The sequence below is a fragment of the Tateyamaria algicola genome (assembly GCF_047715485.1).
Classification (GTDB): Bacteria; Pseudomonadota; Alphaproteobacteria; order Rhodobacterales; family Rhodobacteraceae; genus Tateyamaria.
In genome coordinates this window covers 1432516-1457535 of record NZ_CP180422.1, presented here as the reverse complement: position 1 = coordinate 1457535, position 25020 = coordinate 1432516, and the positions used below count along the sequence as shown (strand labels likewise).

Annotated in this window: 28 protein-coding genes and 1 pseudogene; 11 read left to right on the top strand and 18 right to left on the bottom strand. The window is 65.2% G+C overall.

Annotated features, from left to right (window positions below):
- Nucleotides 1-46: 46 nt before the first annotated feature.
- The 3 genes from ACMHLQ_RS09570 to ACMHLQ_RS09560 are packed head-to-tail and all read right to left on the bottom strand — an operon-like array spanning nucleotide 47 to nucleotide 1828.
- A complete protein-coding gene (locus ACMHLQ_RS09570; protein WP_415404553.1) occupies nucleotides 47-814 on the bottom strand; it encodes a nuclear transport factor 2 family protein in 768 nt (255 codons plus the stop codon).
- Nucleotides 815-835: 21 nt separating this feature from the next.
- Nucleotides 836-1327: a nuclear transport factor 2 family protein gene (locus ACMHLQ_RS09565; protein ID WP_415404552.1), complete on the bottom strand. Its 492-nt coding sequence runs from the start codon at nucleotides 1325-1327 to the stop codon at nucleotides 836-838.
- 24 nt (nucleotides 1328-1351) lie between these two features.
- Nucleotides 1352-1828: an ester cyclase gene (locus tag ACMHLQ_RS09560; protein WP_415404551.1), complete on the bottom strand. Its 477-nt coding sequence runs from the start codon at nucleotides 1826-1828 to the stop codon at nucleotides 1352-1354.
- Between the two features lie 124 nt (nucleotides 1829-1952).
- Here ACMHLQ_RS09560 and ACMHLQ_RS09555 point away from each other — a divergent pair, with 124 nt between their 5' ends.
- The gene (locus ACMHLQ_RS09555; protein ID WP_415404550.1) at nucleotides 1953-2834 is read left to right on the top strand and encodes a LysR family transcriptional regulator; all 882 of its coding nucleotides are present in this window, start codon (nucleotides 1953-1955) and stop codon (nucleotides 2832-2834) included.
- 24 nt (nucleotides 2835-2858) lie between these two features.
- Here ACMHLQ_RS09555 and trpS read toward each other — a convergent pair whose 3' ends face one another.
- A complete protein-coding gene (gene trpS / locus ACMHLQ_RS09550) occupies nucleotides 2859-3881 on the bottom strand; it encodes a tryptophan--tRNA ligase (protein ID WP_415404549.1) in 1023 nt (340 codons plus the stop codon).
- Nucleotides 3882-3966: 85 nt separating this feature from the next.
- Here trpS and ACMHLQ_RS09545 point away from each other — a divergent pair, with 85 nt between their 5' ends.
- Complete coding sequence (locus ACMHLQ_RS09545; RefSeq protein ID WP_415404548.1) at nucleotides 3967-4650, top strand: rhomboid family intramembrane serine protease; 684 nt, start codon at nucleotides 3967-3969, stop codon at nucleotides 4648-4650.
- Here ACMHLQ_RS09545 and murJ read toward each other — a convergent pair.
- The 3 genes from murJ to ACMHLQ_RS09530 all read right to left on the bottom strand — a co-directional run bounded on the left by murJ (nucleotide 4647) and on the right by ACMHLQ_RS09530 (nucleotide 7056).
- Entirely contained in the window at nucleotides 4647-6182 is a 1536-nt protein-coding gene (gene murJ, locus ACMHLQ_RS09540) for a murein biosynthesis integral membrane protein MurJ (protein ID WP_415404547.1), read from the bottom strand. The two genes, ACMHLQ_RS09545 and murJ, sit on opposite strands and share 4 nt — an antisense overlap.
- A gap of 83 nt (nucleotides 6183-6265) precedes the next feature.
- Complete coding sequence (locus ACMHLQ_RS09535) at nucleotides 6266-6736, bottom strand: SRPBCC family protein (RefSeq protein ID WP_415404546.1); 471 nt, start codon at nucleotides 6734-6736, stop codon at nucleotides 6266-6268.
- Between the two features lie 2 nt (nucleotides 6737-6738).
- Nucleotides 6739-7056, bottom strand: coding sequence for an ArsR/SmtB family transcription factor (locus tag ACMHLQ_RS09530; protein WP_415404545.1), 318 nt, complete (start codon nucleotides 7054-7056; stop codon nucleotides 6739-6741).
- Nucleotides 7057-7162: 106 nt separating this feature from the next.
- Between ACMHLQ_RS09530 and ACMHLQ_RS09525 the strand changes: the two genes are divergently transcribed.
- Nucleotides 7163-7738, top strand: coding sequence for a dihydrofolate reductase family protein (locus ACMHLQ_RS09525; RefSeq protein WP_415404544.1), 576 nt, complete (start codon nucleotides 7163-7165; stop codon nucleotides 7736-7738).
- Here ACMHLQ_RS09525 and ACMHLQ_RS09520 read toward each other — a convergent pair.
- The 7 genes from ACMHLQ_RS09520 to ACMHLQ_RS09490 all read right to left on the bottom strand — a co-directional run bounded on the left by ACMHLQ_RS09520 (nucleotide 7735) and on the right by ACMHLQ_RS09490 (nucleotide 14850).
- Nucleotides 7735-8112, bottom strand: coding sequence for a hypothetical protein (locus tag ACMHLQ_RS09520; RefSeq protein WP_415404543.1), 378 nt, complete (start codon nucleotides 8110-8112; stop codon nucleotides 7735-7737). The genes ACMHLQ_RS09525 and ACMHLQ_RS09520 overlap by 4 nt on opposite strands.
- A 59-nt stretch (nucleotides 8113-8171) precedes the next feature.
- Entirely contained in the window at nucleotides 8172-8597 is a 426-nt protein-coding gene (locus ACMHLQ_RS09515) for a GNAT family N-acetyltransferase (protein WP_415404542.1), read from the bottom strand.
- Between the two features lie 225 nt (nucleotides 8598-8822).
- Nucleotides 8823-9377 (bottom strand): sugar O-acetyltransferase, encoded by a 555-nt coding sequence (locus ACMHLQ_RS09510; RefSeq protein WP_415404541.1) that lies wholly within the window; start codon nucleotides 9375-9377, stop codon nucleotides 8823-8825.
- Complete coding sequence (locus ACMHLQ_RS09505) at nucleotides 9374-9991, bottom strand: LysE family translocator (protein ID WP_415404540.1); 618 nt, start codon at nucleotides 9989-9991, stop codon at nucleotides 9374-9376. Before ACMHLQ_RS09505 ends, ACMHLQ_RS09510 begins: the two co-directional genes overlap by 4 nt.
- A gap of 112 nt (nucleotides 9992-10103) precedes the next feature.
- Nucleotides 10104-10838: a class I SAM-dependent methyltransferase gene (locus tag ACMHLQ_RS09500; RefSeq protein WP_415404539.1), complete on the bottom strand. Its 735-nt coding sequence runs from the start codon at nucleotides 10836-10838 to the stop codon at nucleotides 10104-10106.
- Nucleotides 10839-10858: 20 nt separating this feature from the next.
- The gene (locus ACMHLQ_RS09495) at nucleotides 10859-13627 is read right to left on the bottom strand and encodes a [protein-PII] uridylyltransferase (RefSeq protein ID WP_415404538.1); all 2769 of its coding nucleotides are present in this window, start codon (nucleotides 13625-13627) and stop codon (nucleotides 10859-10861) included.
- A gap of 29 nt (nucleotides 13628-13656) precedes the next feature.
- The gene (locus ACMHLQ_RS09490; RefSeq protein ID WP_415404537.1) at nucleotides 13657-14850 is read right to left on the bottom strand and encodes a penicillin-binding protein activator; all 1194 of its coding nucleotides are present in this window, start codon (nucleotides 14848-14850) and stop codon (nucleotides 13657-13659) included.
- A gap of 91 nt (nucleotides 14851-14941) precedes the next feature.
- Between ACMHLQ_RS09490 and rsmI the strand changes: the two genes are divergently transcribed.
- The 4 genes from rsmI to ACMHLQ_RS09470 all read left to right on the top strand — a co-directional run bounded on the left by rsmI (nucleotide 14942) and on the right by ACMHLQ_RS09470 (nucleotide 18190).
- Nucleotides 14942-15799, top strand: coding sequence for a 16S rRNA (cytidine(1402)-2'-O)-methyltransferase (gene rsmI / locus ACMHLQ_RS09485; RefSeq protein WP_415404536.1), 858 nt, complete (start codon nucleotides 14942-14944; stop codon nucleotides 15797-15799).
- A gap of 12 nt (nucleotides 15800-15811) precedes the next feature.
- Nucleotides 15812-16231 (top strand): YraN family protein, encoded by a 420-nt coding sequence (locus ACMHLQ_RS09480; protein WP_415404535.1) that lies wholly within the window; start codon nucleotides 15812-15814, stop codon nucleotides 16229-16231.
- A gap of 109 nt (nucleotides 16232-16340) precedes the next feature.
- Complete coding sequence (gene gshB / locus ACMHLQ_RS09475) at nucleotides 16341-17276, top strand: glutathione synthase (protein ID WP_415404534.1); 936 nt, start codon at nucleotides 16341-16343, stop codon at nucleotides 17274-17276.
- Nucleotides 17273-18190 (top strand): alpha/beta hydrolase, encoded by a 918-nt coding sequence (locus tag ACMHLQ_RS09470; protein WP_415404532.1) that lies wholly within the window; start codon nucleotides 17273-17275, stop codon nucleotides 18188-18190. The genes gshB and ACMHLQ_RS09470 overlap by 4 nt, the downstream gene beginning before the upstream one ends.
- Here ACMHLQ_RS09470 and ACMHLQ_RS09465 read toward each other — a convergent pair.
- Nucleotides 18160-19671, bottom strand: a complete 1512-nt coding sequence (locus ACMHLQ_RS09465; RefSeq protein WP_415404531.1) for a YifB family Mg chelatase-like AAA ATPase — start codon at nucleotides 19669-19671, stop codon at nucleotides 18160-18162. The genes ACMHLQ_RS09470 and ACMHLQ_RS09465 overlap by 31 nt on opposite strands.
- 95 nt (nucleotides 19672-19766) lie before the next feature.
- Here ACMHLQ_RS09465 and ACMHLQ_RS09460 point away from each other — a divergent pair, with 95 nt between their 5' ends.
- Nucleotides 19767-20102 carry a DUF1992 domain-containing protein gene (locus ACMHLQ_RS09460; protein ID WP_415404530.1) on the top strand — a complete coding sequence of 112 codons (336 nt, stop codon included), beginning with the start codon at nucleotides 19767-19769 and terminating at the stop codon, nucleotides 20100-20102.
- Nucleotides 20103-20105: 3 nt separating this feature from the next.
- Here the strand turns inward: ACMHLQ_RS09460 and ACMHLQ_RS09455 are convergent, their stop codons facing one another.
- The 3 genes and pseudogenes from ACMHLQ_RS09455 to ACMHLQ_RS09445 all read right to left on the bottom strand — a co-directional run.
- Entirely contained in the window at nucleotides 20106-20843 is a 738-nt protein-coding gene (locus ACMHLQ_RS09455; RefSeq protein ID WP_415404528.1) for a glutathione S-transferase, read from the bottom strand.
- Entirely contained in the window at nucleotides 20843-21415 is a 573-nt protein-coding gene (locus ACMHLQ_RS09450) for a histidine phosphatase family protein (protein ID WP_415404527.1), read from the bottom strand. The genes ACMHLQ_RS09455 and ACMHLQ_RS09450 overlap by 1 nt, the downstream gene beginning before the upstream one ends.
- 67 nt (nucleotides 21416-21482) lie before the next feature.
- Nucleotides 21483-21920, bottom strand: a pseudogene (locus tag ACMHLQ_RS09445) (bifunctional adenosylcobinamide kinase/adenosylcobinamide-phosphate guanylyltransferase); the annotation flags it as partial.
- Between the two features lie 103 nt (nucleotides 21921-22023).
- Here ACMHLQ_RS09445 and ACMHLQ_RS09440 point away from each other — a divergent pair.
- The 3 genes from ACMHLQ_RS09440 (at nucleotide 22024) to coaBC (ending at nucleotide 24977) form a co-directional block, all read left to right on the top strand.
- The gene (locus tag ACMHLQ_RS09440) at nucleotides 22024-22902 is read left to right on the top strand and encodes an RNA polymerase factor sigma-32 (protein ID WP_415404526.1); all 879 of its coding nucleotides are present in this window, start codon (nucleotides 22024-22026) and stop codon (nucleotides 22900-22902) included.
- Nucleotides 22903-22943: 41 nt separating this feature from the next.
- Nucleotides 22944-23702 carry a ChaN family lipoprotein gene (locus ACMHLQ_RS09435; protein ID WP_415404525.1) on the top strand — a complete coding sequence of 253 codons (759 nt, stop codon included), beginning with the start codon at nucleotides 22944-22946 and terminating at the stop codon, nucleotides 23700-23702.
- Between the two features lie 81 nt (nucleotides 23703-23783).
- On the top strand, nucleotides 23784-24977 hold the full coding sequence (gene coaBC, locus ACMHLQ_RS09430; protein WP_415404524.1) for a bifunctional phosphopantothenoylcysteine decarboxylase/phosphopantothenate--cysteine ligase CoaBC: 1194 nt from the start codon (nucleotides 23784-23786) through the stop codon (nucleotides 24975-24977).
- Nucleotides 24978-25020 lie beyond the last annotated feature (43 nt).

Genomic DNA, 25020 nt, shown 5'->3' with positions numbered 1-25020 from the left:
CGGATGGGCGCACAGGGATCGTGCGTGGGCGAGCATGGCCCCCGCATCAGAACTTGCCCGAATTGCCCCACGTGTCGCGTGGCCCGATCGTTTCGGCGTTCATCCAGTGTTCGACAATTCGCCCGTCGGCGACGCGGTAGAGGTCGAAGACAGCGATGTCCGCACCGTTCGCGTGCCGCTTGCCATAGGTCACGACGAAATCGCCCTGCCCGATGGTCTGGAACATCATCTCGTAAGTGCCCGCCGTGGGCGAGCGCAACCACGCGGTCAGCCCGGCGCGTCCTGCGCCGATGTCGGGCGCGTGCTGGATCAGGTCGTCGGAGATGAAGTGGTCGAGCCTGTCGTGATCGCCCTGTTGCAGCACCTGTTTGGTGTACTCCAGAACCAGCGCCTTGTTGGCGCGCGTGTCCGCGCCCGGATCAACCTCGCGCGGCCCGCCGACCATGTTGTTGCCTGCCGCCGTGTCATCGACATATGGCGCAATCGTATCCCAGTGTTCGAGGATCAGCCCGTTGGCGTCGGTGTAGAACATGTCCATCGTGACCCAGAGCGCCGCGCCATAATTGAGCGACTGATAGGCGCTGCAGAACACCCACGGCCCGTCCTCGAATATGCGCATGATCTCGATCTCGCGCTTGGGGTTGCGGGCGACAAAGGGTTCGAAGAAGGCGAGGAACCCCTCGGCCCCGTCGCCCACACCTGTCGAATGTTGGGTGTAGCGGTGCCCGGTATAGGCCTGGACGGCGTCGCGGGCCTGTCCGCCTGCGATGCCTTCCAGATAGATCCGCCGCACATTGTCGAGGCCTGCGCCCATGTCCCTGTCTCCTGTCCTTGGTTACGCGTGGTAGGCTTGGCTGACGGCAAAGCTGTCTTCGAACCAGTGCCACAGGATGACCTGACCGTCGCGCACCTTGGCGCGCAGGGCAAAGGTGAAGACCCCGGTTTCGGCCCCCGACTGCGTGGTGACGGCGTTCATGCGCCCAAAGACGGCCACCGTGTCGCCCGATGCAAAGGCGTCGGTGTTTTCCCAGAGTGTCGTCTGCAGGTTGGAGGAGAAGACGCCGAGGAAGTCGAAGATTGCCGCCTTGCCGACGGTTTCACCGATCCATGGCAGGCTTGGGTCGCCTTCGTTGTGCCAGACCATGTCATCGGCCATCAGCGCGCCCATGGCGTCCATATCGCCCCCGCCCATGGCCCCCATGAAGGCCATGACCGTGTCAAACGAGGCCTGGCTGTCTGCATCCAGCGTTTGCGCCCCGGCCTGTTTGGCGAGGGTCAGTGCGAGGGCGGTGCCCAGTGAGGTCGTGAACAGAGTTCTGCGGTGCATGATGTGTTCCTTGCTGGGGTGGGGTTACTGGCCGGAGAGTTGTTGCAGGGCGGTGGCCCAATCCTCGACGTGGTAGGTGCGCAGGATGGTGCCGTTTTCGACCTCGTGAATGTCGATGGTCATGATGTCGAAGCTGCGCCCCGCGCTGTCGACACCAAAGAAGGGTGCGACCGGTGTGCCCGTGGCGCGGCTGCGCACGGTGATCGCATCATCTGCCACGTGCATGTCCTGGATCGCCCAGTCGAGGTCGGGGATCAGTTGGCCAAAGCCGCCGACCTGCCCGAGGAAGGCATCGCGTGTCTTGGCCTTGCCCGAATAGGTGCCGATGCTTTCCCATGTGTCCGTGGTGGTCGCGAGGAAGGCATCGACGTGCGCCTGTTCGCCGGGATTGCTGAGCAGGTCGTAAAAGGCGGTGACGGCTGCGGTATCATCGGCCAGGGCCGGGCCTGCATGGACCGCGAGGCCGAGTGTGGCTGCGCAAATCAGGTGTTTCATGGGCATGGTGTGCTCCTTTTCCGATCGGGATGTGCCGCCTGGCTGCGGCGTGTCGGTATAGAGAGTAGGGGCTGTTGTTGTTCCGGATAACGTGGAATATTCGGATTGAATAAGTCCGGTGAGCCGAACAATGATCGACAGATTGCGCAGCATGGCCATTTTTGCCACCGTGGTGGATCAGGGGACATTTCGCGCGGCAGCGGCCCATCTGGGCCTGGCCCCGTCCCGGATCAGCGAGACGGTCACAGAGCTGGAGCGCGCGCTGGGCGTGACGCTGCTCTATCGCTCGACCCGGCAGATGTCGCTGACGACCGAGGGCAACATCCTGTATGAAAAGACGCGAGCGATGCTGCATGCGGCCGAAAGCGGGCTGGATGCCATCAGCCCCAGCGCGACGACGCCAGCGGGCGTGTTGCGTGTGACGGCCCCCGCCTTCGTGACGCAAACGGCGATGATGGCGGCCTTTTCCGACTTTGCCAAAGCGCACCCCAAGGTCAGCCTGAACATGCATTTTTCGGATCAGCCCAGTGATCTGATCCGGGACGGGTATGATGTGGCGATCCGGGCGGGCTGGCTGGAGGATAGCGAGCATTTGACCCGCAACCTTGGCCATGCCGACCGTCTGCTGGTGGCAAGCCCGGCCTATGTCGGCACGCGCCCGCCGCCGGTCCATCCCCACGACCTTGAAGACTGGGATTGGCTGCGTTTTGTCGTGCGCCCGGACCACACGGATCTGATGTCGCCCGATGGTGGCGTCGTGTCGGTGACGGGGGCGTCGAGCGTGTCGGTGAATTCAGCCGATGCGCTGTATGAGTTTGCGACGCGGGGCCTGGGCCTGGCCGTCATCCCCGAGCATCTGGCCTGCCGGGGGTTCGAGCGCGGCGATCTGGTGCATGTGCTGCCCGAGTGGTCCCTGCGCCCGCTGGGCCTGCACGCGGTGTGGCCCGATCAGTCGCGCCGCGAGAACCTCACGCTGTTGTTCGTCCGGTTCCTGGCGGAGGCGTTGGGGTAGCGTCGGGTGTGGGGGTCGGCGCCCTCAGGCCCCGACCATCCCCACGATCTGGTAGGTCTTTTTCAGGATCGGCGCTGTGATCTCGCGGGCCTGTTCGGCGCCGCGTGCCAGAATCCGGTCAATCTCTGCGGTGTCGTTCATCAGCCGCGCCATCTCGGCAGAGATGGGCGAGAGTTTTTCCACTGCCAATTCCGCCAGCGCCGGTTTGAACGTGCCGAACTGTGCGCCGCCATGATCGGCCAGCACCTGTTCCACGCTCATGTCGGCGAGGGCGGCGTAGATGTTGACCAGGTTGCGCGCCTCGGGCCGGTCTTCGAGCCCCTTCGCCTCGGATGGCAGGGCGTCTGGATCGGTCTTGGCCTTGCGGATCTTTTTCGCGATCGTGTCGGCGTCGTCGGTCATGTTGATCCGGGACGCATCCGAGGGGTCGGATTTCGACATTTTCTTGGACCCGTCCCGCAGGCTCATCACGCGCGTCGCCACCCCTTGGATCACCGGTTCGGTGAGGGGAAAGAAGTCGACGCCGTAGTCGTGGTTGAACTTGGCCGCAATGTCGCGTGTCAGCTCGAGGTGCTGTTTCTGGTCGTCGCCCACGGGCACGTGGGTGGCGTGGTAGACCAGAATGTCTGCCGCCATCAGGGCCGGGTAGCCAAAGAGGCCGAGCGAGGCGTTTTGCGTGTTCTTCCCCGCCTTGTCCTTGAACTGGGTCATGCGCTGCATCCAGCCCATGCGGGCCACGCAGTTGAAGACCCAGCCAAGCTGGGCATGTTCGGGCACCTGGGACTGGTTGATGAGGATGGAGCGCGCGGGGTCCACGCCTGCCGCGATGTATCCTGCGGCGAGTTCGCGGGTCTTGGCCGCCAGATCGGCGGGGTCCTGCCAGGTGGTGATCGCGTGCAGATCGACCATGCAATAGATCGTCTCGTACGTGCCTTCGTCCTGCATTTCGACATAGCGTTTGAGCGCGCCGAGGTAGTTGCCCAGCGTCAGGCCGCCCGAAGGCTGCATGCCCGAGAACACGCGGGGTGTGAATTGGCTGTCTGACATCGCTAACCTCTGGGCAAATCTGCGCCGCTGGCTTACCCATGGGGGCAGTCACCGTCAAGCAAGTGAGCCCCGAGCAGTCCAGCCCATGTCAGATTACCGCGAACCAAGCCCCGTGAACCCGTTGCCCCCTGCCGTCTGGTTGCTGTTTGCCGCCGTGGCGCTGCCCGAACTGGCCTTTAGCCTGGGCGAGGCGGGTGTGATTGGCGGGCCTGCGGCGGTGGGCTGGCGGCTGAACGCGCTCAACCAGTTTGCCTTTTCCGGAGAGGCCTTTGATTTCATGGCCTCGAACCTGCGCCTGCTTCCCGAGCATCTGTTGCGCTTTGTCACCTATCCGTTCGTGCATGGTGCACTGGTGTCGACCGTCTTTGCCTGTGTGATCCTTCTGGCCATGGGCAAGATGGTGGGCGAGGTCATGGGCGGCTGGGCTGTTGTCCTGATCTTTGTCCTGTGTGGCGTCTTTGGCGCGCTTGTCTTTGGCCTGCTGACTGAACAGCCCTGGCTTGTTGGCGCATACCCGAGCGTTTACGGGCTGATTGGCACGTTCACCTTCCTTTACTGGCAGCGGCAGGTCGCCTCGGGCGGGCCGCAGGTGCAGGCGTTTCAGCTGATTGGCGTGCTGATGGCGATCCAACTGGTCTTTGGCGCGCTGTTTCAGGTGGGCTATGCCTGGGTGGGCGAGTTGGCGGGCTTTGTCGCCGGGTTCGCGCTGGCGGCCTTTGTGATGCCGGGCGGCATGGCGCGGGTGCTGGCGGTGCTGCGCCGCCGTTAACGGCGCACCGCGCTGCGGATATCCGACAGTTTCAGCGCCCCGGTCGCATGGGCCGTGCCGAAATAGCTGAGCGCCCCAAGCGCGATCAGGCCCAGCAGGGCAGCGTAGCGCACGTAATCCGCCCCAAGCGCCGGTTTCAGCAGCGTGGCCGCGATCCACAGCACTGCGCCCATCACGAGGGACGCAACCACTATGCGCGGCAGGCGTTTGCGATAACGGTCATCCAGTTGCACCACATCCCCCATGCCCCGCAGCCCCCAATAGAGCAGACCGAGCATCGCCCAGCCTGCAACCGTTGTGGCAATGGCCGGTGCGATCCAGCCCAGCACGGGGGCAAGGCCCACCGCGATCACCGCGTTGACCACCATCGCCACCACGGCAAAGTGGAACGGCCGCTTGGTATCGCCGCGCGCGAAATACTGCGGCTGCAGGACCTTTTGCAGCACAAAGGCGGGCAGGCCGAGCCCGTAGATCGCCACTGCCACGGCAATGGCCGCCGTGTCATCCGCGCCGGTTTGTCCGCGTTCGAACAGCACCGACACCAGCGGCAGCGGGATCACCACCAGCGCCACGGCAGAGGGCAGGGTGAGCGCCATTGAGAATTCGGACGCGCGGGAATAGGCGCTGCGCGCCCCGTCGGTGTCGTTGGCCTTGAGCCTGCGGGACAGGTCCGGCAGCAGCACGATGCCCACCGCGATGCCCACGACCCCCAGCGGCAGTTGATAGAGCCGGTCGGCGGCAAAGAGCCAGCTGACCGCGCTGTCAAAGCGGCTGGCGACGAGTTGCCCCACGACAAGGTTGATCTGCATCACACCGGTGGCGAGCGCGGCGGGTACGGCGGTGCGCACCATCAGGCTCATATCCGGTGTCCAGCGGGGCAGGCCGGGTGTCAGGGCGAACCCGGCGCTTGCCGATGCGCTCCACGTCAGGGCCAGTTGCGCGATGCCTGCCAGCGGGATGGTCCAGACCAGCCAGGTGATCGCCGTGCCCCCCGTCGCCCAGGCCAGCGTCATGGCCGCAATCACCAGCACGTTCAGCAGTACGGGTGCAGCAGCGGCGGCAGCAAAGCGGCCCGTGGCGTTCAGGATGCCCGAGAACAGGGCCGAGAGGGACATGAAGAAGATGTAGGGAAAGACGATCCGCCCGAAGCCGACGGTCAGATCGAAACGTTCCGCATCAAACCCACCCGCCGTGGCCCAGACCAGCGCGGGCATGAAGATCATGGCCAGTGCCGTCAGCGCCAGTGTGACAAAGGCCAGCCCGTTGAGCGCGTCGCTGCCAAAGCGGGCCGGGTTCTCCTCCCCCTCGAGCCTTGAGGAGAACATGGGCACGAAGGCCGCATTGAACGCCCCTTCGGCAAAGAAGCGGCGGAACATGTTGGGCAGGCGGAACGCGGCGACAAAGGCGTCCATCAGCGGCCCCGGCCCGATCAGCGACAGGATCATGATCTCGCGCACAAAGCCGAGGATGCGGCTGGCAAGTGTCCAGAAGCCCACGGTCAAAAAGCCGGACATGAGGCGGATCGGTTTCATGCGGGTTTGCGTAGCCGCCTTGCCGGGGCGGCGCAACTGGTCAGATGTGCAGGGGCTGTGCAGGGGCTGGTTTTGTCGGGGTGCTAGCCCGCCAGCATATCGTACAAATTGGCCATGCCGTGTTCCCACCCGCCGGTAAAGCCTGTGCGCAAGTCCACGTCATCGATGGCCGCATGGACGATCCGCACATCGGTGCCCGATCCCTTGGCGGACAGCGTGATATCGACCTCCGAGATGTCCGTGACCTCGCTGTGCTGTGCGGGTCGGTGCGTGAACTTGGACCAGCTGAACACAAGGCGCGCGTTGGGGTCGATGATGCGATAGGTCCCTTCGAACCCCATCACCTGTTCACCATCGTCGCGCATGACAAACCGCCATGCGCCCCCCACCCGCAGATCGATATCGGCAGAGCGCAGAATGCCCGGCGTCGGTCCGAACCACTTCATCACGATCTCGGGCTCGGTCCAGGCGCGGTATACGGCGGATGGCGGCGCGGGGAAGTACCCCTCGACGATGATCGGGTCTGCGCCCACGGCGCTGGAGACATAGTGCATGATCAGTCGTCCATGTCCTTTAGCACATGCGCCATGTTTTCTAGCTGATCCGCCCAGAACGCGCGGTAGTCGGCCAGCCAGTCCGAGGCGTCCTTGAGCGCGCCGGGGTTGATCCGGCAATGGCGCGAGCGCCCGCGCTTTTCCACCGTCAGCAGGCCCGCGCCTTCCAGCACCCGGATGTGATTGGACACTCCGGTCAGCGTCATGTCGTGCTGTCTGGCCAGTTCCGAGACGGGCGCCTCGCCGGTCTTGAGCTGGGCGAGGATGGCGCGCCGGGTGTCGTCCCCCAGCGCGGCAAAGGTCTGGTTCAGGGTTGGCATGTGCGTCCTTGTGGATAGTGAAGTAAATGCTTGACTAACCTATAGCGTCCCTACAATAGTCAAGCAAGTGCTTCACTAATTTCCCATGACTATGTCAGGACAAAATATGAGAGACCTCGCCGTCATATCCTTCGTTTCCCTTGATGGTGTCGCGCAGGGCCCCGTTGCGCCGGACGAGGACACCTCGGGCGGGTTTGCGCAGAGCGGATGGGCCTCGGCCCACCTTGAGGAGGCGATGGAGCTGGTCAACGCGGAGCTGATGGAAACGCCTGTTTCCTTCCTTTTTGGTCGCAAGACATTCGAGATGTTTGCCGGGCATTGGCCCAACTCCACAACGGCGCACGGGATGTTGTTGAACACGGCGCAGAAATACGTGGTCACGACCACGCTGGACGATCCCGGCTGGCAGAATGCACGGATCATCACGGGCGACGTCATTGCCGAACTGCGCCGGATCAAGGCCACTGACGGGCCACGGATACAGGCGCATGGCAGCATCGCCCTGATCCAGACATTGATCGCGCAGGATCTGGTGGACGAGTTTCGCCTGCTGACCTTTCCGGTTGTGCTGGGCAGCGGAAAGCGCCTGTTTGGCGCAGAGACAGGGCCACGGCATCTGACCTGTGTGCGGTCCGGATCATCGCCGGGCGGTGTGACGATGGGCGTCTATCGACGGCACTAAAGCGCGCGGTAGCCGACGCTGACCAGATAGGCGCCGACGCAGATGAATGCGGCCCCTGTCGCGTACAGACCCGCCTTGCCCAATTGCCGCGCTTGGGTCAGCCGCTCGGGCAGAAGGATCAGGCCCGCACCTTTGAGCGTTGCGGCGACCCCTGTCAGCGAGACCACGATTTCCGCCGCTGACGTCCACAGGAAATGATTGGCCAGCACGGTCAGCCCGACAATGAAATGCGCAGCGCCCGACAGGTTGATCAGGATCGGGTCTGCCCCGGTCTGCCCTGCGATCATCCGGCGGTAAAACCCGGTCGAGATCAGGAAGCCGAGACCCGTCAGCAACAGGTAGGGCCCGGCAATGCGTGCAATGAGTTCGGTCATGTATCACCTATCCGCAAGGTTGAGGGGCGCGTCGCCGCGCCCCCTAGTGTCGCGATGCGTTATGTAGGCATCGCCATTTGCAGCGTCATCGCACCGGATGGTGCGTGCAGGTAACGCCCCGTTTCGACAAAGCCGTAGCGGTCATAGAACCGCCGCCCGAGGCTGTTTTCCTCGAACACCTCGACGCTGAGAGGGCCGTGCAGCCCGACCCCGTGATCGGTCAGTGCCTTGCCGTGCCCGTGGCCGTGATGGTCCGGGTCGACAAACAGCCCACCGATTTCAGTGCCGACAAGGGCGATGAACCCGACCGGTGCGCCGTTCTGGACGCAAACCCAGGTTTCGGCATTGGGCAGGTAGATGTCCCGCATGTCCTGCGCGACTTTCGCCACAAACGCCTTTGTCAGAAACGGATGTGCGAGGGCGTTGGCCTTGTGCCAAAGGGCAACCAGCGCGTCCGTGTCGCTGGCTTGGTAGTGTCTTATCATTGCTTTGAAGCTTTCTCATATCCCAGCCGCTGACGGTTTGTCGGCGGGTCTGGTGATGTCAGGAAATGTCACACGAACAGGGCCGCAGAGCGGCTGACTTTCGTGTGGTGTGTGCGACGGCGCATGTGCCGTCGGCTCTGACTAGGACATGAAATCTCCGGGTTGTGCACAGTGCGTAACAGGTATTGCGGGCTTGTGGAAGTGGTGCCTGCGCAGATGATCGCATCAACCCTTGGGCGTGATCGGGCGGGCGGGATTGCCGACAACGATCTGCCCCGGCGCGACATCCCGCGTCACCACGCTGCCGGCGCCGATCACCGCGCCGTCCCCGACGCTGACCCCGGCCAGCAGGATGGCCCCGCCCCCGATCCAGACGCGTTTGCCGATATGGACGGGCTTTGCCAGTTCCAGCCCCTCGACACTGCGTTTGACGGGGTCCTTGTGGTGCTCGGCGCAGTAGATCTGCACGTTGGGGCCCAGTTGGCATTGGTCTTCGATAGTGACCGCCGCGCAGTCGAGGATGGTGCAGCCTGCGTTCAGAAACACGTCGGTTCCCAGCGTGATGTTGATCCCGTAGGCGCAGTGAAAGGGCGCCTCGATGATCGCACGTTTGGCCGTGATCAGTGCGGCCAGTTTTGGCCCCATGGAGGGGCGTGCGCCGGGGGGCAGGGTGTTGTGTTCATGCACGGCGTCGCGCGCGGTGACGCGCAGCTGTTCGAGTTCGTCATCGAGGCAGGTGTACCAGTCGCCCGCCTCCATCTTTTGCCGCTCGGTTCTCATCGTGATACCGCCGACCGGATCAGGCTGAACCCTGCAATGGCGAAGAGCCCCGCGACGACCCCATCAACCCAGCGGCGCACGCGCTGGTAGCCCGCCATGAGGCCGGGCAGGGAAAAGGCGAGCGCATAGGCGGTGTAGGTCAGCAGGCCGATGCCCATGCACATCAGCGTTGCGGTGGCGACGAGGGTCCCGCCCGCCTGCGCGCCCAGCCCCATGGACAGGGCCGCCATCCAGGCAAACACTGCCTTTGGGTTCGACAGGTTCAGCATCAGGCCCTTCCAGAACCAGCGCCGCGTGGCGGCTATGGCCTGCGGCGCAGATGCGGCGCGCGCAGCGCTGCGCATGGATTGGGCGGCCAGCCACAACAGGTACAGCCCGCCGACGATCTTGAGCGCGACAAGCGCCTGTGCCGAGCTTTCCAGCAGCACGCCAAGGCCCGTGGCCGCGACCACGCCCCACACGCCGAGGCCGACCGACAGGCCCAGCCCGAACAGCAGCCCATCCCTGCGCCCGCGCTGCATGGTGACAAGCGCGGCGGCGATCACGGCCGGGCCGGGCGAGGCGGTCACGACCAGAAAGGCCAGTGCGACAGGCAAGAGGGTCTCGAGGAACATGGCGGCACCGTTTCTGTTTTCGGGATATGGCCCGGCACTGTCCGGGCGCGTCCCGTCAGGTTCGAACAGCTTGGCCGGAGTGTAAAGCCGCTTTGGCGCCGCGATGGCGGGCCTATGCCGGTTTTTGGTAGACCGACACGTGCATGCGGCTGTGCGCATCAAAGGGGTCCTTGCCCCAGCCGCCCCAGCGGTGCGCCCGTGTCAGCCCTGCCATTTGCGCCATCAGGTCCAGTTCGGGTGGGCAGGCATAGCGCAGGCGCAGGGGCACCAGCTTTAGGCCCTGATCGGTCATGCGGATGCGTTGGAATTCCAGCAGTTGCGCGACCGGATCGTGGGTGCAGGCATCAAGCCAGACACCGGTTTGGGTCAGGTTGCGGGCCGTCACGCGCTGGTTGTCGGTAAAGCCGGAAAAGTCGGGCACAAACGCCTCGATCAGGAAGGTGCCGCCGGGGGCGAGCCTGTCGGCGACGTTCTGAAAACAGCGGACCTGATCGGCCTGGCTTTGCAGGTTGAAGAGGGTGTTGAACACGAGGAAGACGTGATCGAAGGGGCCGTCCATGCCCACATCGGCCATGTCGCCGATCACCACGTCGATATCGCCCCCGCCCGGTTTCTCGCGCAGTTTGGCCACCATCTCGGGTGAGCCTTCGATGCCCGCGATGTCATGTCCGCGCGCGGCGAGCGGCAGGGCGACGCGCCCGGTGCCGATGGCCAGTTCGAGGATGCGGCCCGTGCCAGCGAGGTCCGAGATCAGGGCGACGCTGGCCTCGGTCGTGCCGGGGTCGTGCACGGCGTCGTAGTCCTTGGCGTTGAGTTCACCGAACGTGGCGGGCGTGAACGGGTCCATGTCTGTGCCCCCCTTGGGCGTCAGGATTGCGCGCGCTCTGCCCCTTCGGCAATGGCGGCGCGCAGCTTTTTCTCGAGCGTGCGCTGCTTGCTTTCGGAGTGGTATTTCAGCCCGAACATGTCCTTGACGTAGAACGTGTCGACGACCTGTTCGCCGTAGGTCGCGATGACCGCGTTGGCGATGTAGACGTTCGAGGCCGCCAGCGTGCGCGTCAGGTCGTGGAGTAGGCCGGGTCGGTCGCGGGTGTCCACCTCGATGATCGTGTAGATGTCGGAGCCATCATTGTCGAAGGTGATGTGGGTCGGGACCTTGAACGCCTTTTCCCGCTTCTTGATCTTGTCGCGGTCGCGGATCGCCTCGCGGGTGACAACCTCGCCTGCGAGCGTGCGTTCGATCATCTTGCGCAGGCGGGGCAGGCGCGACGCCTCGAAGGGGTTGCCGTCGGCGTCCTGAATCCAGAACGCATCCGTCACGAACCCGTCCTTGGTCGTGTAGCTGCGCGCATCGACCACGTTGGCCCCCACCAGCGCCAGCGCGCCGGTGAGCCGGGCAAAGATGCCGGGATGATCGGGCATGACAAAGCAGGCGCGGGTGGCGTCGCGGTCTTCGTCCGGGTGCAGGTCCATGACGATCTCGTTTTCGCCGATATTGCGCAGCAGGTTGGCAAAGGTGACATGCGCCGTGACGTGCAGCCCCTGCCAATAGGGGGCGTAGTGGCGCGCGGTTTCGGTTTGCAGGTCCTTGCGTGGCCAGTCGGCCAGCGCGGCGCGCAGCGTCTTCTTGGCCTCGGTGCCGCGTCCTTCGCGCGTCAGCGCCTCCATCCCGTCCTCGAGCGCGCGCTTGGTCTGCCGATAAAGCGCGCGGATCAGCACGGCCTTCCAGTTATTCCAGGTGTTGGGGCCGACGCCGCGGATGTCGCAGACCGTCAGCACGCACAAGAGGTCGAGACGCTTGACCTCTTTCACCGCCTTGGCAAAGTCGCGCACGGTGCGCGGGTCGGCGATGTCGCGTTTCTGTGCGACGTCCGACATCAGAAGGTGATAGCGCACCAGCCATTCGACGGTGTCGACCTCGTCCTGTTTCAGGCCGAGGCGTGGCGCGATCTTGCGCACCATCTGCGCGCCAAGAATCGAGTGGTCTTCGGGCCGCCCCTTGGCGATGTCATGCAGCAGCAGCGCCACATAGAGCACGCGGCGGTTCACCCCGCCCTCAAGGATGGACGAGGCGACGGGCAAGTCCTCGATCAACTCGCCCTTTTCGATCATGGCCAGTTGGGCCACGCATTGGATGATGTGTTCGTCGACGGTGTAGGAATGATACATGTTGAACTGCATCATCGCGACGATGTTCTGGAATTCGGGGATGAAGGCGCCGAGCACGCCCAATTCATTCATCCGCCTGAGCGCCCGTTCCGGGTTGCCGTGTTTCAGCAGCAGTCCGAGGAAGATGCGCTGGGCCTCCGGGTCACTACGCAGCCCGTCATCAATCAGGTCGAGGTTGGATTTGATCAGCCGCATCGCGTCCGGGTGGATCAGCATGCCGGTGCGCAGCGCCTCTTCGAAGATGTGCAGCAGGTTCAGCTTGTCCGCCAGAAAGGTGTCGTCATCCGCGATGGCGAGCCGGTTGTGGATGACGGCATAGCCGTCCTTGACCCGCGGCTTGCGCTTGAACAGCCGTTCCAGCAGCGGTTCGGCCTTGAGGTGCACGGCCTCGAGTTTTGTCAGGAAGATGCGGGTCAGGTCGCCCACTTCGGTCGCTTGCAGGAAGTAGTCCTGCATGAACACCTCGACCCCGCGCCGCCCGGCCTTGTCGGTATAGCCCATCGCCTCGGCGACCGAGACCTGCATGTCGAAGGTCAGCTGTTCGGTGGGCCGCCCCGTCAGCAGGTGCAGGTGGCAGCGCGTGGCCCAGAGGAAATCCTCGGCCGCGACGAAATCCTTGAACTCTTCGGCGGTGAACAGGCCCAGAGGCACGAGGTCGGCGGCGTCCTGCACCTGGTGGATATACTTGCCGATCCAGAACAGCGATTGCAGGTCGCGCAGGCCGCCCTTGCCCTCTTTCACGTTGGGCTCGACGATATAGCGCTGGCCCTGCCGCTTGTGGCGGGCGTCGCGTTCGGCCAGCTTGGCCTCGATGAAATCGCGTTCGGTCCCCTGGAAGAGGTCGGTGTTCAGCTTGCTGTCCAGTTCGGCCGCCAGCGCCGCGTCCCCGTAAAGGAACCGGTGTTCAAGCATGGCGGTGCGGATCGTGAAATCCTCGGACCCGAGGCGCAGGCAGTCTTTGACCGTGCGGCTGGCGTGCCCGACCTTCAGCTTGAGATCCCACAGGATGTAGAGCGTCGCCTCGATCACACTCTCGGCCCAGGGGGTGATCTTGTAGGGGGTCAGGAACAGCAGATCGACGTCCGAGAACGGCGCCATTTCACCGCGCCCGTAGCCCCCGACGGCCAGCACGGCCAGGCGTTCACCGCTGGTGGGCGTGGGGTTGGGATGCAGTGCCTTGGCGGTGCGCAGGGCCGCATCGACAAGGCAGTCTGTCAGGTAGGTATAGGCGCGCGTGGTCGGGCGCGACTGGAACGGGTCCGCGCGAAAGGCATCCGCGATGCGCCCGCGCGCGTCGATTTGCGCATCCTTGAGATAGGCGACCACATCGGCGCGCCCCTTGGTCTTGTTCGTGGCCTGCGCCGCAGCCAGCACGGCATCGAACCCCGCCGCATCAAAGATGTCGGCGGCGGGGCATATCAGCGACGGGGCTGTGGCGGAGGGCGCGCGCAGCGCTGTTTCGGTCACGTGAGGCTCCTGCTGGGGCGCAGCGGTCGTTAGGACCCTGCGCCACCAAATCCGCGTGGGGCCGGGCTGATGATCACGACCTGGTTGTTCTGCACTGTGGCAACGGCCAGCCCGCGTTCATTCGTGCCGTCCGGGCGCAGGCGGAAGATGCCGGTGGCCCCCTGAAAGCCCGAGCCTTGTGTCAGTGCGGCGCCCGAGAGCGCGTTGGCATTGCCCCGGCTGACCAGTGCGCCGATGGCGGCGATCCCGTCAAAGGCAAGGCCCGCCAGCGGGTGCGGGGCGCCGCCATAGGCCGCCTGGTACTGGGCGCGGAAGGCGGCAGAGCGGTTGGGATCGGGCATGGTGAACCAGCCCCCCTGCACGCCGGGCAGTTCCAGCGTTTGCGGCGGGATGTCCCAGCGGGTCAGGCCGATGTATTGGGTGTTTGCCGGGGACACGCCCGCCTCGGGCAGCAGCTGTGTCAGCAGGGGCAGGCCCGCCGCCGGGGCGGCCGTCAGGAAGACGCCGTTGGCACCCGTGCTGTCGACCATGGATTTCACCTTCGGCACGGCGGCGATCAGCCCCTGTTGCGACAGCGGGTAGTCGACCGTCCCGGCCAGCGTGGCGCCATTGCCCGAAATCGCGCGCTGGATCGCGTTGCGCCCGATCTGGCCAGCGACATCCTGCGCATGGACCACCACGATGTTGTCCTTGCCCTGCGACTTGGCGTGGCGCACCAGCCGGTTGGCGGTGTTGTCAAAGGTGGAGCCCAGCACAAAGACGTTGCCGCCTGCGATGGTCGTGTTGTTGGAAAAGGCCAGCACGTTGACGTTGGAGGCTGCGACCGCGACGCCTGCCGCATTGGCGGCTTCGGCATAGAGCGGGCCAAGGATGATCTGCGCCCCGTCATTCACGGCCAGCGCGGCCTGGCTTGCCGCCGTCTGCGCGTTGCCTGCGGTGCCATAGACCCGCAGGTCGATCTGGACGTTGCCCAGATCGCGCATCGCCAAACGTGCTGCGTTTTCAAGGTTTTGCGCCAGCAGATCGTCGCTGCCCTGGCCCGATCCGCGCGGCACCAGCAGCGCCACGGGTACGGGTTTCGTGGCGTCGATGCGCGGCCCGCTGTTGTTGCCCGCCGTCAGCCCGCCAAGGGCGGCGGGGTCGCAGGCGGCAAGGGCCAACGCGGCCACGGGCAGGATTGCGCGGCGTGTCGCCTTGCGCAGGGTCTGGAAAAACGCAAACATGATTACTCTCACTCCCAACTTGTCGGGCAGGTGGTGACTGCCCTCTTTTTCGTTGGGCGGATAATAAACGTCAGGAAAGGCGGGTCCAGCGTTGAATCATGTCAAAGTCGCTCTGGCCCCGGGGCTGTGGTTTGTCGGCGTGCCCATCGGGACGGCGCGGGATATCACCTTGCGGGCGCTGGATGTGCTGGCCTCGGCCGATGTGTTGGTGGCCGAAGATACGCGATCTTTGCGCAAACTGATGGACATCCACGGCGTCCCGCTGGACGGGCGGCGGATCGAGGCGCTGCACGAGCATTCCAAGGGCGCGGTGGTGGATCGCCTCGTGGCGCGTGCCGCGGGCGGAGAGAGCGTGGCCTACGCATCCGAAGCGGGCATGCCGCTGATTGCGGACCCCGGTTTCGAACTGGCCCGCGCCGCGCGGGCCGCCGGGGTTGCGGTGACCTGCGCGCCCGGGCCGTCCGCCGTGCTGACCGCGCTGGTGGTGGGGGGCCTGCCCACGGATGCGTTCCACTTCGCCGGTTTCCTGCCCGCGACCCGCAGCGCCCGTGTCAGCGCGCTGTCCGCGCTGGCGGGGGTGCAGGCCACGCTGGTGATGTACGAATCGCCCAAACGGGTCGGCGCGCTGCTCGCAGATGCGGCGCGGGTGCTGGGTGACAGGCCCGCTACGGTCTGCCGCGAATTGACGAAAAAGTTCGAGGAAACGCGCCACGGCACGCTGAGTGAGCTGGCGGACGCCTATGCGGATGCAAACGTCAAAGGTGAAGTCGTCGTGCTGATCGGGCGGGGAAAAGTGGCGGCTGTTAGGGAAAAAGACATCGAATCGGCGCTAGAGTCAGCACTGGAGACGATGTCGGTGAAGGATGCGGCGGCGTTCGTGTCCGAAACCTTTGGCTTGCCCAGGCGGCAGATTTATCAACAGGCGTTGGATGTTTCGCGCCGGGACTAGGGATATGCACCCATGACGCGGCTCACGCATGCAGAATTTCATACGGCGGCACCGGTTGCGCGTGCGCGGGCGGACCGTGGTCGCGCCTCTTACCTGTCGGGCCTTGCGGCAGAGGATATCGTGGCGCGCGACTACGCCCGCCGGGGTCATCCGCTGCGTGACAGTCGGTGGCGCGGCAAACGGGGCGAGATCGACCTTGTGATGGAGGATGGCGACGGAATCGTTTTCGTCGAGGTCAAGAAGAGCCGCGATTTTGACGCGGCGATGTCGCGTGTCACGCCTGCGCAGGTGCGCCGCCTCTATGCCACGGGCGAGGAATATCTTGGTGGTCTGCCCCGCGGCAGTCTGACGGATGTGCGTTTTGACGTGGCGCTGGTGGACAGCGCGGGGCAGGTACAGGTCGTCGAAAACGCATTTGGCCACATGTTTTAGCGCGATTTGAAGTTGGCGCAGGGGCCGGTGCATCTGTGCACAGTCCTCTGCCATTGCGCGCGGGCGCGCGGTGGGCCATCTAAGGCGAGGAAAAAGCCGGAGATGCGCCATGAAGATCGCCTTTCAGATGGACCCGATTGGGGCCGTTGACATAAATGCCGACAGCAGTTTCCGGCTGGCCGAAGAGGCACAGGCGCGCGGGCATTCCCTGTTTTTCTACACGCCCGATCACCTCGCCTATCAGGAAGGGCGCATCACCGCGCGCGGCCATGATTTTACCGTGCAGCGCGTGCAGGGCGATCATGCCCAACTGGGGCTCATGCGCGAGGTGGATCTGGCCGAGTTCGACGTTGTTTGGCTGCGCCAGGACCCGCCCTTTGACATGCACTACATCACTTCGACCCATCTGCTGGACCGCCTTGCGCCCGGCACATTGGTGGTGAATGACCCGTTCTGGGTGCGCAACTATCCGGAAAAGCTGCTGGTTCTCGACTTTCCCGACCTGACCCCGCCCACAACCATCGCCCGTGATCTGGACACGATCAAGGCGTTCAAGGCCAAGCATGGCGACGTGATCCTGAAGCCTCTTTACGGCAATGGCGGCGCGGGTGTGTTCCGCCTTGATGCCAATGACCGCAACCTGACCTCGCTGCACGAGTTGTTCACCGGCTTTTCCCGGGAGCCGCTGATCGTGCAGAAATTCCTGCCCGACGTCTCCAACGGCGACAAGCGTGTGATCCTTGTGGATGGTGAGGCGGTTGGCGCCATCAACCGCGTGCCTGCCGCGGGCGAGACCCGCTCGAACATGCATGTGGGCGGGCGTCCGGAAAAGATCGGCCTGTCCGACTGCGACCGCGAGATTTGCGCGGCCATCGGCCCGTTGCTGCGCGAAAAGGGGCAGGTTTTCGTCGGCATCGACGTGATCGGCGAGTACCTGACCGAGATCAACGTGACCTCGCCCACCGGCATTCAGGAACTTGAGCGTTTTGACGGCGTGAACATCGCCGAAAAGATCTGGCAGGCGATCGAGGCCAGGCGCGGATGAGTTGGCAGGCCACTGCACTCAACAGGTGGCTGCGCTGGACGGAAAAGCCGTTCCTGACCAATGCGCAAAGCGCCTTGGCCCTGCGCCGCAGTTTCCAGTTCAAGGCCGCGCTGTTCTTTCACGGCCCTCTCAGTGTTCGCCACAAATGGCGCGATCTGGCAGGTGCCCCGGCCTTGCGCATCAGGCCGCGCCGGTCGACGGGCGGCCGCACCATCCTCTATTTCCACGGCGGGGCGCATGTGTTCGGCAGCCCCAGAACCCATGCGGCGATGCTGGGCGCGCTGGCCGCGCGCAGCGGTGCGCAGGCCGTTTTGCCGCGCTACCCCCTCGCGCCCGAGGATCCGTTTCCAGCGGCGGTTGATCATTGCCTTGCCGCCTACCGCGCCCTGCTGGCCGAGGGGGTCGATCCGGCCACTCTGGTCGTGGGTGGCGACAGCGCGGGCGGCAACCTCGCCTTTGTTTTGCTGGCCGACCTGCTGGCTGCGGGCGATCCGCTGCCTGCGGGTGTGTTCGGCCTGTCCCCGCTGCTCGATCTGGGGTTCACCGGCAAAAGCTTTCTGGGCAACGCGGCGGCGGATGTGGTCCTGCCCGCCAGCCGGATTTGGGAGACGGCGCTAGGCTATCTGGATGGGCATCCTGCGGAAGACCCGCGTGCCAGCCCGCTCCATGCCGATTTCGACGGGGCGCCGCCGGTCTGGCTGTGCGTTGGAGATACCGAGATCTTGCAGGACGACACGATGCGCCTGACCGAAAAGCTGCGTGCCGCAGGCACACCGGTGGAGCTGACCGTCGCGCCAGACCTGCCCCATGTCTGGCCCATCTTTCACAACATCCTGCCCGAGGGGGGCGAGACGCTGGACCAGTTGGCACAGTGGATCAAGGGTCAGACGGCGGCCAGCGATCCGACGCGGTAGCTGACGGCCTCGGCCACATGAGGTTTGCGCACGCCCTCTGATCCATCAAGGTCGGCAATGGTGCGCGCCACCCGCAACACCCGGTGATAGCCGCGCGCGGACAGCCCGAACCGGTCAGCGACGCGGGTCAGCAAGGCGCGGCCCTCGTCATCCGGGCTGGCGCAGTCATCGAGCGCCGCGCCGGAGAGATCCGCATTGCAGCGCGCTGTCGTGTCGCCGAACCGGGCCGCCTGCACGGCGCGTGCGGCGACCACCCGCGCGGCCACCTCTGCCGAACTGTCGCCCGAGGGGGGCAGGTCGAGGTCGGTATAGGCCACGGGCGGCACGTCCACGCGCAGATCGAACCGGTCCATGAGGGGGCCGGAAATGCGGCCCATGTAATCTTCGCCGCAGGCCGGGGCCCGCCCGCAGGCGCGCGACGCATCCGACAGGTAGCCGCATTTGCAGGGGTTGGCGGCGGCCACCAGCATGAAGCGGCAGGGGTATTTCACGTGGTTGTTGGCCCGGGCGATCATCACCTCGCCCGTCTCGATCGGCTGGCGCAGGGTTTCCAGCACTGTGCGGGGAAATTCAGGGAATTCGTCCATGAACAGCACGCCATTATGGGCCAGCGACACCTCGCCCGGCTTTGCCCCCCGCCCGCCGCCGATGATGGCCGCCATCGAGGCGGTGTGGTGGGGTTCGCGAAAGGGGCGGTCCATGGAAATGCCGCCTGCATCCAGCAGCCCGGACAGCGAGTGGATCATCGAGGTTTCCAGCGCCTCCATCGCCGACAGGGGCGGCATGATGCCGGGCAGGCGCGCGGCCAGCATGGATTTGCCCGACCCCGGCGTGCCCACCATCAGCAAGTGATGCCGTCCGGCAGCCGCGACCTCGAGCGCGCGTTTGGCCCGTTCCTGCCCCTTGACGTCGCGCAGGTCGGGCAGGCCGGTGCCGCGCGACACGCGGCCCGCCTTGGCCGGTTCCAACGGCACTTGCCCGGTATAGTGGCGCACCACGTCGCCCAATGACGCGGCGGCGATCACCTTGGTCGCATCGACCCAGGCCGCCTCTGACCCCGACCCGGCGGGGCAGAGCAATCCGCGATCCTGTTCGGCGGCGGCCATGGCGGCAGGCAGTGCGCCCAGCACCGGCACCAGCGTGCCGTCGAGCGACAACTCACCCAGCGCCACGGTGCCCTCGACCGCATCCTCGGGCAGGATGCCAAGGGCGGCGAGCATGGCCAGCGCGATGGGCAGGTCGAAATGCGACCCTTCCTTGGGCAGATCGGCGGGCGACAGGTTGATCGTGATCCGTTTTGACGGCAGCGCGATGGACATCGCGGTGAGCGCCGTGCGCACCCGGTCGCGCGCCTCGGACACGGCCTTGTCCGGCAGGCCGACGATGGAAAAGGCGGGCATGCCGGGCGTCAGCGCGCATTGGACCTCGACCTCGCGCGCTTCGACCCCCTGAAATGCCACCGTATAGGCCCGTGCCACCATCCGCTCACCCTTTGCAGTTGGTTAATGGCTAGCGGGGGGTGGTTTAGGATTGGTTAACACTGCCGCTATCCGACGTGTTGCGGTATACTGCGTGCATGATGCGCAGTTTTCGGCAATTGATCGAACGTCAGATCCAGAAGGCCCGCACGCAAGGCCAGCTTGAGGGGTTGGAGGGGGAAGGCAAGCCCTTGCCCGACCGCCGCAGTGACGCCTTGGTCGATCCGGGCGATGCGGCGGGCTTTCGCATCATGGCGCAGGCGGGCGTTGTCCCCGAAGAGATCGAGATCAAGAAGGCCATGGCGGCACAGCGCGCGCATCTGGCCACCCTGCACGACCCGGAGGCGCGCAAAAAGGCGATGGCGGAACTGGCCCGCCTCGAATTGCGCTACAACATCGCGCGCGAGGCCCGGCAGAAATTCATGCGCCGCTGACGCTCAGGCGGGCCACTCCGCTGTGGGCACGCCCATGTCGTAGGGGAACGGATCGTAGGTGATCTTGAGCCCCTCGGCGCGCCATTGCTGGAACAGCGGGTCGTTGATCGTCGTCATGCAATAGGCGCGTGCCGCAGCGCTGACCGGCAGGTCGTAGCCGATGATGCGTGCGCACACGGGCGCATAGAAGGCATCCGCAAGCGAGTAGCTGCCAAAGAGCCACGGCCCATCCGTTTTGAACGTGGCGGCGTGGTCCCACAACGTCTCGATCCGGGCGAGGTCGGTGCGCACGGCCTCGGACGCCTCGAACCCGACGTTCACGTGTTGCAACTGCATCGCGCAGGCGCCGCGCAGGGCGGAAAACCCGCTCGCCATCTCGGCGCACAGCCAGCGGGCCGTGGCGCGGGCGGGGGCCTCCTGTGGCCACATATGCGCGTCCGGGTGTGCTTCGGCCAGCGTTTCGGCCATGGCCATGCTTTCGCCCACGACCGTTCCGTCCGGGCAGCGCATCGCGGGCACAAGGCGGGCAGGCGCAAGGGCTGCCATCTCCTGCTGCATCGTTCCGGCATAAAGCCCGATCATGTGGACGCGGTGTGCGATATGGAATTTTTCCATCATCAGCCAGCCGCGCAAGGACCAGCTCGAGAAGGTGCGATCGCCGATATAGAGGTCATAGGTCATGGCCGCGACCCTAGGCGAGGGCGGCGCGGCCTGACCAACGGTGATTTGTGAGGGGGGCATCACGGCAGGTGATTGATGGTCTCGGCCGTACCTTTGGCGGGGTGCAGGGTGGTGACCGACAGGGGGTCGATCTTGTGCGCCAGCACGGCTTGGGCACTGATGCCCAGCACCGCCTGCACCTGTGTCAGGATCACCCCGAAATGCGCCACCGCGATGATATGGGCGTGTGGATGCGCCGCCTCGATCCGGCGGACGGCCATGGCCACGCGTGCAGCCGAGGCATTCCAGCTTTCGCCGCCGGGTGGGCTGTGATCGCCGGGGGTTTCCCAATAGGCGCGGCTAAGGTCCGGGTGCCAGTCGGCCACGGTGGAAAAGTGCACGCCGTCCCAGGTGCCAAAGTGGAATTCGCGCAAGGCCGGGTCATGGGGCAGGCGGGCGCGCGCACCTTGTATGGCCGTGGCCGTGTTGACCGAACGGGTGAGATCGGAGGAGATCACCAGCGCCTCGGCGGGCAGATGGGCGGCAAGGCGCTGCACGGCGCCATCGTCCGACAGATCGGCAGGCACATCGCGCCAGCCGGTAAAGCTTTTCTGATGGGTCGGCCCATGCCGTATCCAGTGCCATGTGGTCATGGATGATCCCCTTGAGCACCTGTGACAGCCCGGCCACCACATGCACCACGCAGGTCGCCTGCGCCGCCAGCGCGATGTTGAGCCGCCCCTGCGCCTCGCGAAACCGGCGGGCCAGCGCGTTGTCGGGCACGATGCCCTGGCCGACTTCGTTCGACACGACGACCACCGGGGCCGGGCAGGCGGACAGTGCCGCCATCATCTCGGCCTGGGTCGTTTCGACATCCCTCTCGTCCAGCATCACGTTGGTCAGCCACATGGTCGCGCAGTCGAGCAGAACCGCCTGACCCGGCTGCGCCGCGCGCAAGGGCGTGGCGACGTCGAGGGGCGCGTTCACCGTCACCCATTCGGGGCCACGACGGGCGCGGTGCAGATCGACCTTGGTTTGCACCTCGTCGTCCCAGATCCGCGATGTGGCGAGATAGACGGGTTCCAACCCACTGTTAAGTATCAGGTTTTCCGCGACCAGCGATTTGCCCGATGCCGCACCGCCTAGCACGAAAGTCATAGCAGACAACATTTATTCGCCTTCGAAGTGAACCAATCGCTGAGGTCGTGCGTAAGGTTAGTAAGTGCGCAAAACAAGTATAACCATCCAGGGGGATGACCGAATGGCGTTGGACAACGTTCGTGATTTTTCGCTTTCCCGCACCGCGATGAAAGCTGAGTTGCTTGATGCAGAGACCGAGTTGCGGCTCGCCTATGCGTGGCGGGATGAGCGGGACGAAGCCGCGCTGCACCGCCTGATTACCGCCTATATGCGCCTCGCGATCTCGATGGCCTCCAAGTTCAAACGCTACGGCGCCCCGATGAATGACCTCATCCAGGAGGCCGGTCTGGGCCTGATGAAGGCGGCGGACAAGTTCGACCCGGATCGCGGCGTGCGCTTTTCCACCTATGCCGTCTGGTGGATCAAGGCATCCATTCAGGATTACGTGATGCGCAACTGGTCCATGGTGCGCACCGGTTCGACCAGTAGCCAGAAATCCCTGTTCTTCAACATGCGCCGTGTGCAGGCCCGCCTGGAACGCGAAAGCGCGGCAGCGGGCGAGACGCTGGACAAGCACCAGCTGCGCCAGATGATCTCGACCGAGATCGGTGTGCCCCTGCACGACGTCGAGATGATGGAGGGGCGTCTGTCCGGGTCGGACTATTCCCTCAACGCCACGCAGTCCGCCGAGGACGAAGGGCGCGAATGGATCGACGCGCTGGAAGATGACAGCGCGCAGGCCGCTGAGACGGTCGAGCATTCCCATGACACCGAACAGCTGCGCGAATGGCTGCTGCTGGCCCTGAACGCGCTGAACGAGCGCGAGCGCTTTATCGTGCGCGAGCGCAAGTTGCGCGATGATCCCCGCACGCTGGAAAGCCTCGGGCAGGAGTTGAGCCTGTCCAAGGAACGCGTGCGCCAGCTTGAGGCCGCGGCTTTCACCAAAATGCGCAAGTCGCTTGAAAACCAGAGCCGGGAAGTCCACCACTTCCTCGTATGAGACAAGCGCTAAAGACAGTTATAGGTGCCGCCGTTGCGACGATGTCGACGGCGGCATTTCTGTTTGCGGCCACGGATTGGTCGGATTTTGCGGGCGACGTGCTGATCATCGGCGAATTCCACGACAATCCCCAGCATCACCGCGTGCAGGCCGATGCGGCGCGGGTGATCCAGCCCAAGGCGGTTGTGTTCGAAATGCTGATCCCGGAGGAGGCGGCTGCGCTGTCGGACACCGCGCGCGACCCCGGTGCCATGGTGGAGGCGACGCAAGGGTTTCACTGGTCCAACATCGCGGACTATGCGGATGTGCTGGCGGCCAGCCCCGTAATCCTTGGCGCGGCCCTGTCCCGCGATGACATGCGCGCGGCGTTCAGTGACGGGGCGGCTGCGGTCTTTGGCACGGGGGCTGCCGCTTATGGTTTGACCGAGGACTTGAGCGCGGATGAACAGGCGATCCGCGAGGATGCCCAGTTCGATGCCCATTGCGCCGCCATGCCGCGCGAGATGATGGGCGGGATGGTCGCCGCGCAACGCCTGCGCGACGCCGCCTTTGCCCGTTCGGTGATCGACGCGGTCGAGGCCCATGGCAGCCCGGTACTGCTGATCACAGGCAACGGCCATGCCCGCACCGATTGGGGCGTGCCGGCCTATCTGGCGCGCGCCCGCCCCGACCTTGCAGTGACGAGCGTTGGGCAGGGCGAACGGCAGGAACCCCCTGCGGGCGTCTACGACTGGACATTGAACGGCGCGCCCTCGCCAGAGCGTGACGACCCCTGTGCCGCCTTTCAGACCGGCGACTGAGGGACCCGCGTTGCGCGGGGCTGGCCCTTGGCAGGACACCGGCCTATGGTCGGGCGATCAACACTGTGCAGGCGCCCGACCATGCTGAAAGACAAGCGGATACTCCTGATCCTGACCGGCGGGATTGCGGCCTATAAGGGCCTCGATCTGATCCGGCGGCTGCGCGAACGCGGCGCGGCGGTGACCCCGGTGCTGACCCGCGCGGCGGAACAGTTCGTGACTCCCCTGTCGGTGTCCGCGCTGGCGGGGGAAAAGGTCTATCGCGACCTCTTTGACCTCACGGACGAGGCCGAGATGGGGCATATCCAGCTGTCGCGGTCCGCCGATCTGATCCTGATCGCGCCTGCCACGGCAGACATCATGGCCAAGATGGCGCAGGGGCGGGCGGATGATCTGGCTTCGACCCTTTTGTTGGCCACGGACACGCCGGTGATGGTGGCCCCGGCGATGAATGTGCGCATGTGGGACCACGCCGCGACCCAGCGCAACCTGGCGCAGATCAAGGGGGACGGGGTGACGGTTGTCGGCCCCAATGACGGCGACATGGCCTGTGGCGAATTCGGCCCCGGGCGCATGGCCGGACCGCTGGAGATTGTCGCGGCGGTCGAGGCCCATTTCGGCCCGCGCCCGCTGACGGGCAAACGGGTGCTGGTGACCTCGGGGCCCACCCACGAACCGATTGACCCCGTGCGTTACATCGCCAACCGATCCTCGGGCGCGCAGGGCACGGCGCTGGCGTGCGCGCTGCTGGACCTTGGGGCGGCGGTGACTTTTGTGACCGGCCCGGCAGACGTGGCCCCGCCCGTGGGCGCGGATGTGGTGCGGGTCGAGACGGCGCACCAGATGAAAGACGCGGTGCTGGCCGGTCTGCCTGCCGATGCCGCCGTCTTTGCCGCCGCCGTGGCTGATTGGCATGTGGCGGGCGCCAGTGCGCACAAGCTGAAGAAATCGAAAGACGGCCTGCCCGCCCTCGCATTCGCCGAAAACCCAGACATCCTTGCCCATGTGGCGCAGATGACGGACGGGCGACCTGGCCTTGTCGTGGGCTTTGCCGCCGAAACGGACGATGTGGTGGCCAACGCAACGGCCAAGCGCGCGCGCAAGGGCTGTGACTGGATCGTGGCCAATGATGTGTCGCCCGAAACCGGGATCATGGGCGGGAGCGAGAATGCCATCACCCTGATTTCGGACGCCGGGGCCGAAGGATGGCCGCGCATGTCCAAGGCCGCGGTGGCGGCGCGGTTGGCGCAGCGGATCGCGGATGCGCTGGCTTGACTGCGCGTGGATGCGTTGGATTTGCATATTTTTGGAACAATGA

Excerpts from the sequence above, each read along its gene's own strand:
- ACMHLQ_RS09570 (WP_415404553.1), bottom strand. The coding sequence starts at position 814 with ATGGGCGCAGGCCTCGACAATGTGCGGCGGATCTATCTGGAAGGCATC.
- ACMHLQ_RS09565 (WP_415404552.1), bottom strand. The coding sequence starts at position 1,327 with ATGCACCGCAGAACTCTGTTCACGACCTCACTGGGCACCGCCCTCGCA.
- ACMHLQ_RS09560 (WP_415404551.1), bottom strand. The coding sequence starts at position 1,828 with ATGCCCATGAAACACCTGATTTGCGCAGCCACACTCGGCCTCGCGGTC.
- ACMHLQ_RS09555 (WP_415404550.1), top strand. The coding sequence starts at position 1,953 with ATGATCGACAGATTGCGCAGCATGGCCATTTTTGCCACCGTGGTGGAT.
- trpS (WP_415404549.1), bottom strand. The coding sequence starts at position 3,881 with ATGTCAGACAGCCAATTCACACCCCGCGTGTTCTCGGGCATGCAGCCT.
- ACMHLQ_RS09545 (WP_415404548.1), top strand. The coding sequence starts at position 3,967 with ATGTCAGATTACCGCGAACCAAGCCCCGTGAACCCGTTGCCCCCTGCC.
- murJ (WP_415404547.1), bottom strand. The coding sequence starts at position 6,182 with ATGAAACCGATCCGCCTCATGTCCGGCTTTTTGACCGTGGGCTTCTGG.
- ACMHLQ_RS09535 (WP_415404546.1), bottom strand. The coding sequence starts at position 6,736 with ATGCACTATGTCTCCAGCGCCGTGGGCGCAGACCCGATCATCGTCGAG.
- ACMHLQ_RS09530 (WP_415404545.1), bottom strand. The coding sequence starts at position 7,056 with ATGCCAACCCTGAACCAGACCTTTGCCGCGCTGGGGGACGACACCCGG.
- ACMHLQ_RS09525 (WP_415404544.1), top strand. The coding sequence starts at position 7,163 with ATGAGAGACCTCGCCGTCATATCCTTCGTTTCCCTTGATGGTGTCGCG.
- ACMHLQ_RS09520 (WP_415404543.1), bottom strand. The coding sequence starts at position 8,112 with ATGACCGAACTCATTGCACGCATTGCCGGGCCCTACCTGTTGCTGACG.
- ACMHLQ_RS09515 (WP_415404542.1), bottom strand. The coding sequence starts at position 8,597 with ATGATAAGACACTACCAAGCCAGCGACACGGACGCGCTGGTTGCCCTT.
- ACMHLQ_RS09510 (WP_415404541.1), bottom strand. The coding sequence starts at position 9,377 with ATGAGAACCGAGCGGCAAAAGATGGAGGCGGGCGACTGGTACACCTGC.
- ACMHLQ_RS09505 (WP_415404540.1), bottom strand. The coding sequence starts at position 9,991 with ATGTTCCTCGAGACCCTCTTGCCTGTCGCACTGGCCTTTCTGGTCGTG.
- ACMHLQ_RS09500 (WP_415404539.1), bottom strand. The coding sequence starts at position 10,838 with ATGGACCCGTTCACGCCCGCCACGTTCGGTGAACTCAACGCCAAGGAC.
- ACMHLQ_RS09490 (WP_415404537.1), bottom strand. The coding sequence starts at position 14,850 with ATGTTTGCGTTTTTCCAGACCCTGCGCAAGGCGACACGCCGCGCAATC.
- ACMHLQ_RS09480 (WP_415404535.1), top strand. The coding sequence starts at position 15,812 with ATGACGCGGCTCACGCATGCAGAATTTCATACGGCGGCACCGGTTGCG.
- gshB (WP_415404534.1), top strand. The coding sequence starts at position 16,341 with ATGAAGATCGCCTTTCAGATGGACCCGATTGGGGCCGTTGACATAAAT.
- ACMHLQ_RS09470 (WP_415404532.1), top strand. The coding sequence starts at position 17,273 with ATGAGTTGGCAGGCCACTGCACTCAACAGGTGGCTGCGCTGGACGGAA.
- ACMHLQ_RS09465 (WP_415404531.1), bottom strand. The coding sequence starts at position 19,671 with ATGGTGGCACGGGCCTATACGGTGGCATTTCAGGGGGTCGAAGCGCGC.
- ACMHLQ_RS09460 (WP_415404530.1), top strand. The coding sequence starts at position 19,767 with ATGATGCGCAGTTTTCGGCAATTGATCGAACGTCAGATCCAGAAGGCC.
- ACMHLQ_RS09455 (WP_415404528.1), bottom strand. The coding sequence starts at position 20,843 with ATGCCCCCCTCACAAATCACCGTTGGTCAGGCCGCGCCGCCCTCGCCT.
- ACMHLQ_RS09450 (WP_415404527.1), bottom strand. The coding sequence starts at position 21,415 with ATGACCACATGGCACTGGATACGGCATGGGCCGACCCATCAGAAAAGC.
- ACMHLQ_RS09440 (WP_415404526.1), top strand. The coding sequence starts at position 22,024 with ATGGCGTTGGACAACGTTCGTGATTTTTCGCTTTCCCGCACCGCGATG.
- ACMHLQ_RS09435 (WP_415404525.1), top strand. The coding sequence starts at position 22,944 with ATGTCGACGGCGGCATTTCTGTTTGCGGCCACGGATTGGTCGGATTTT.
- coaBC (WP_415404524.1), top strand. The coding sequence starts at position 23,784 with ATGCTGAAAGACAAGCGGATACTCCTGATCCTGACCGGCGGGATTGCG.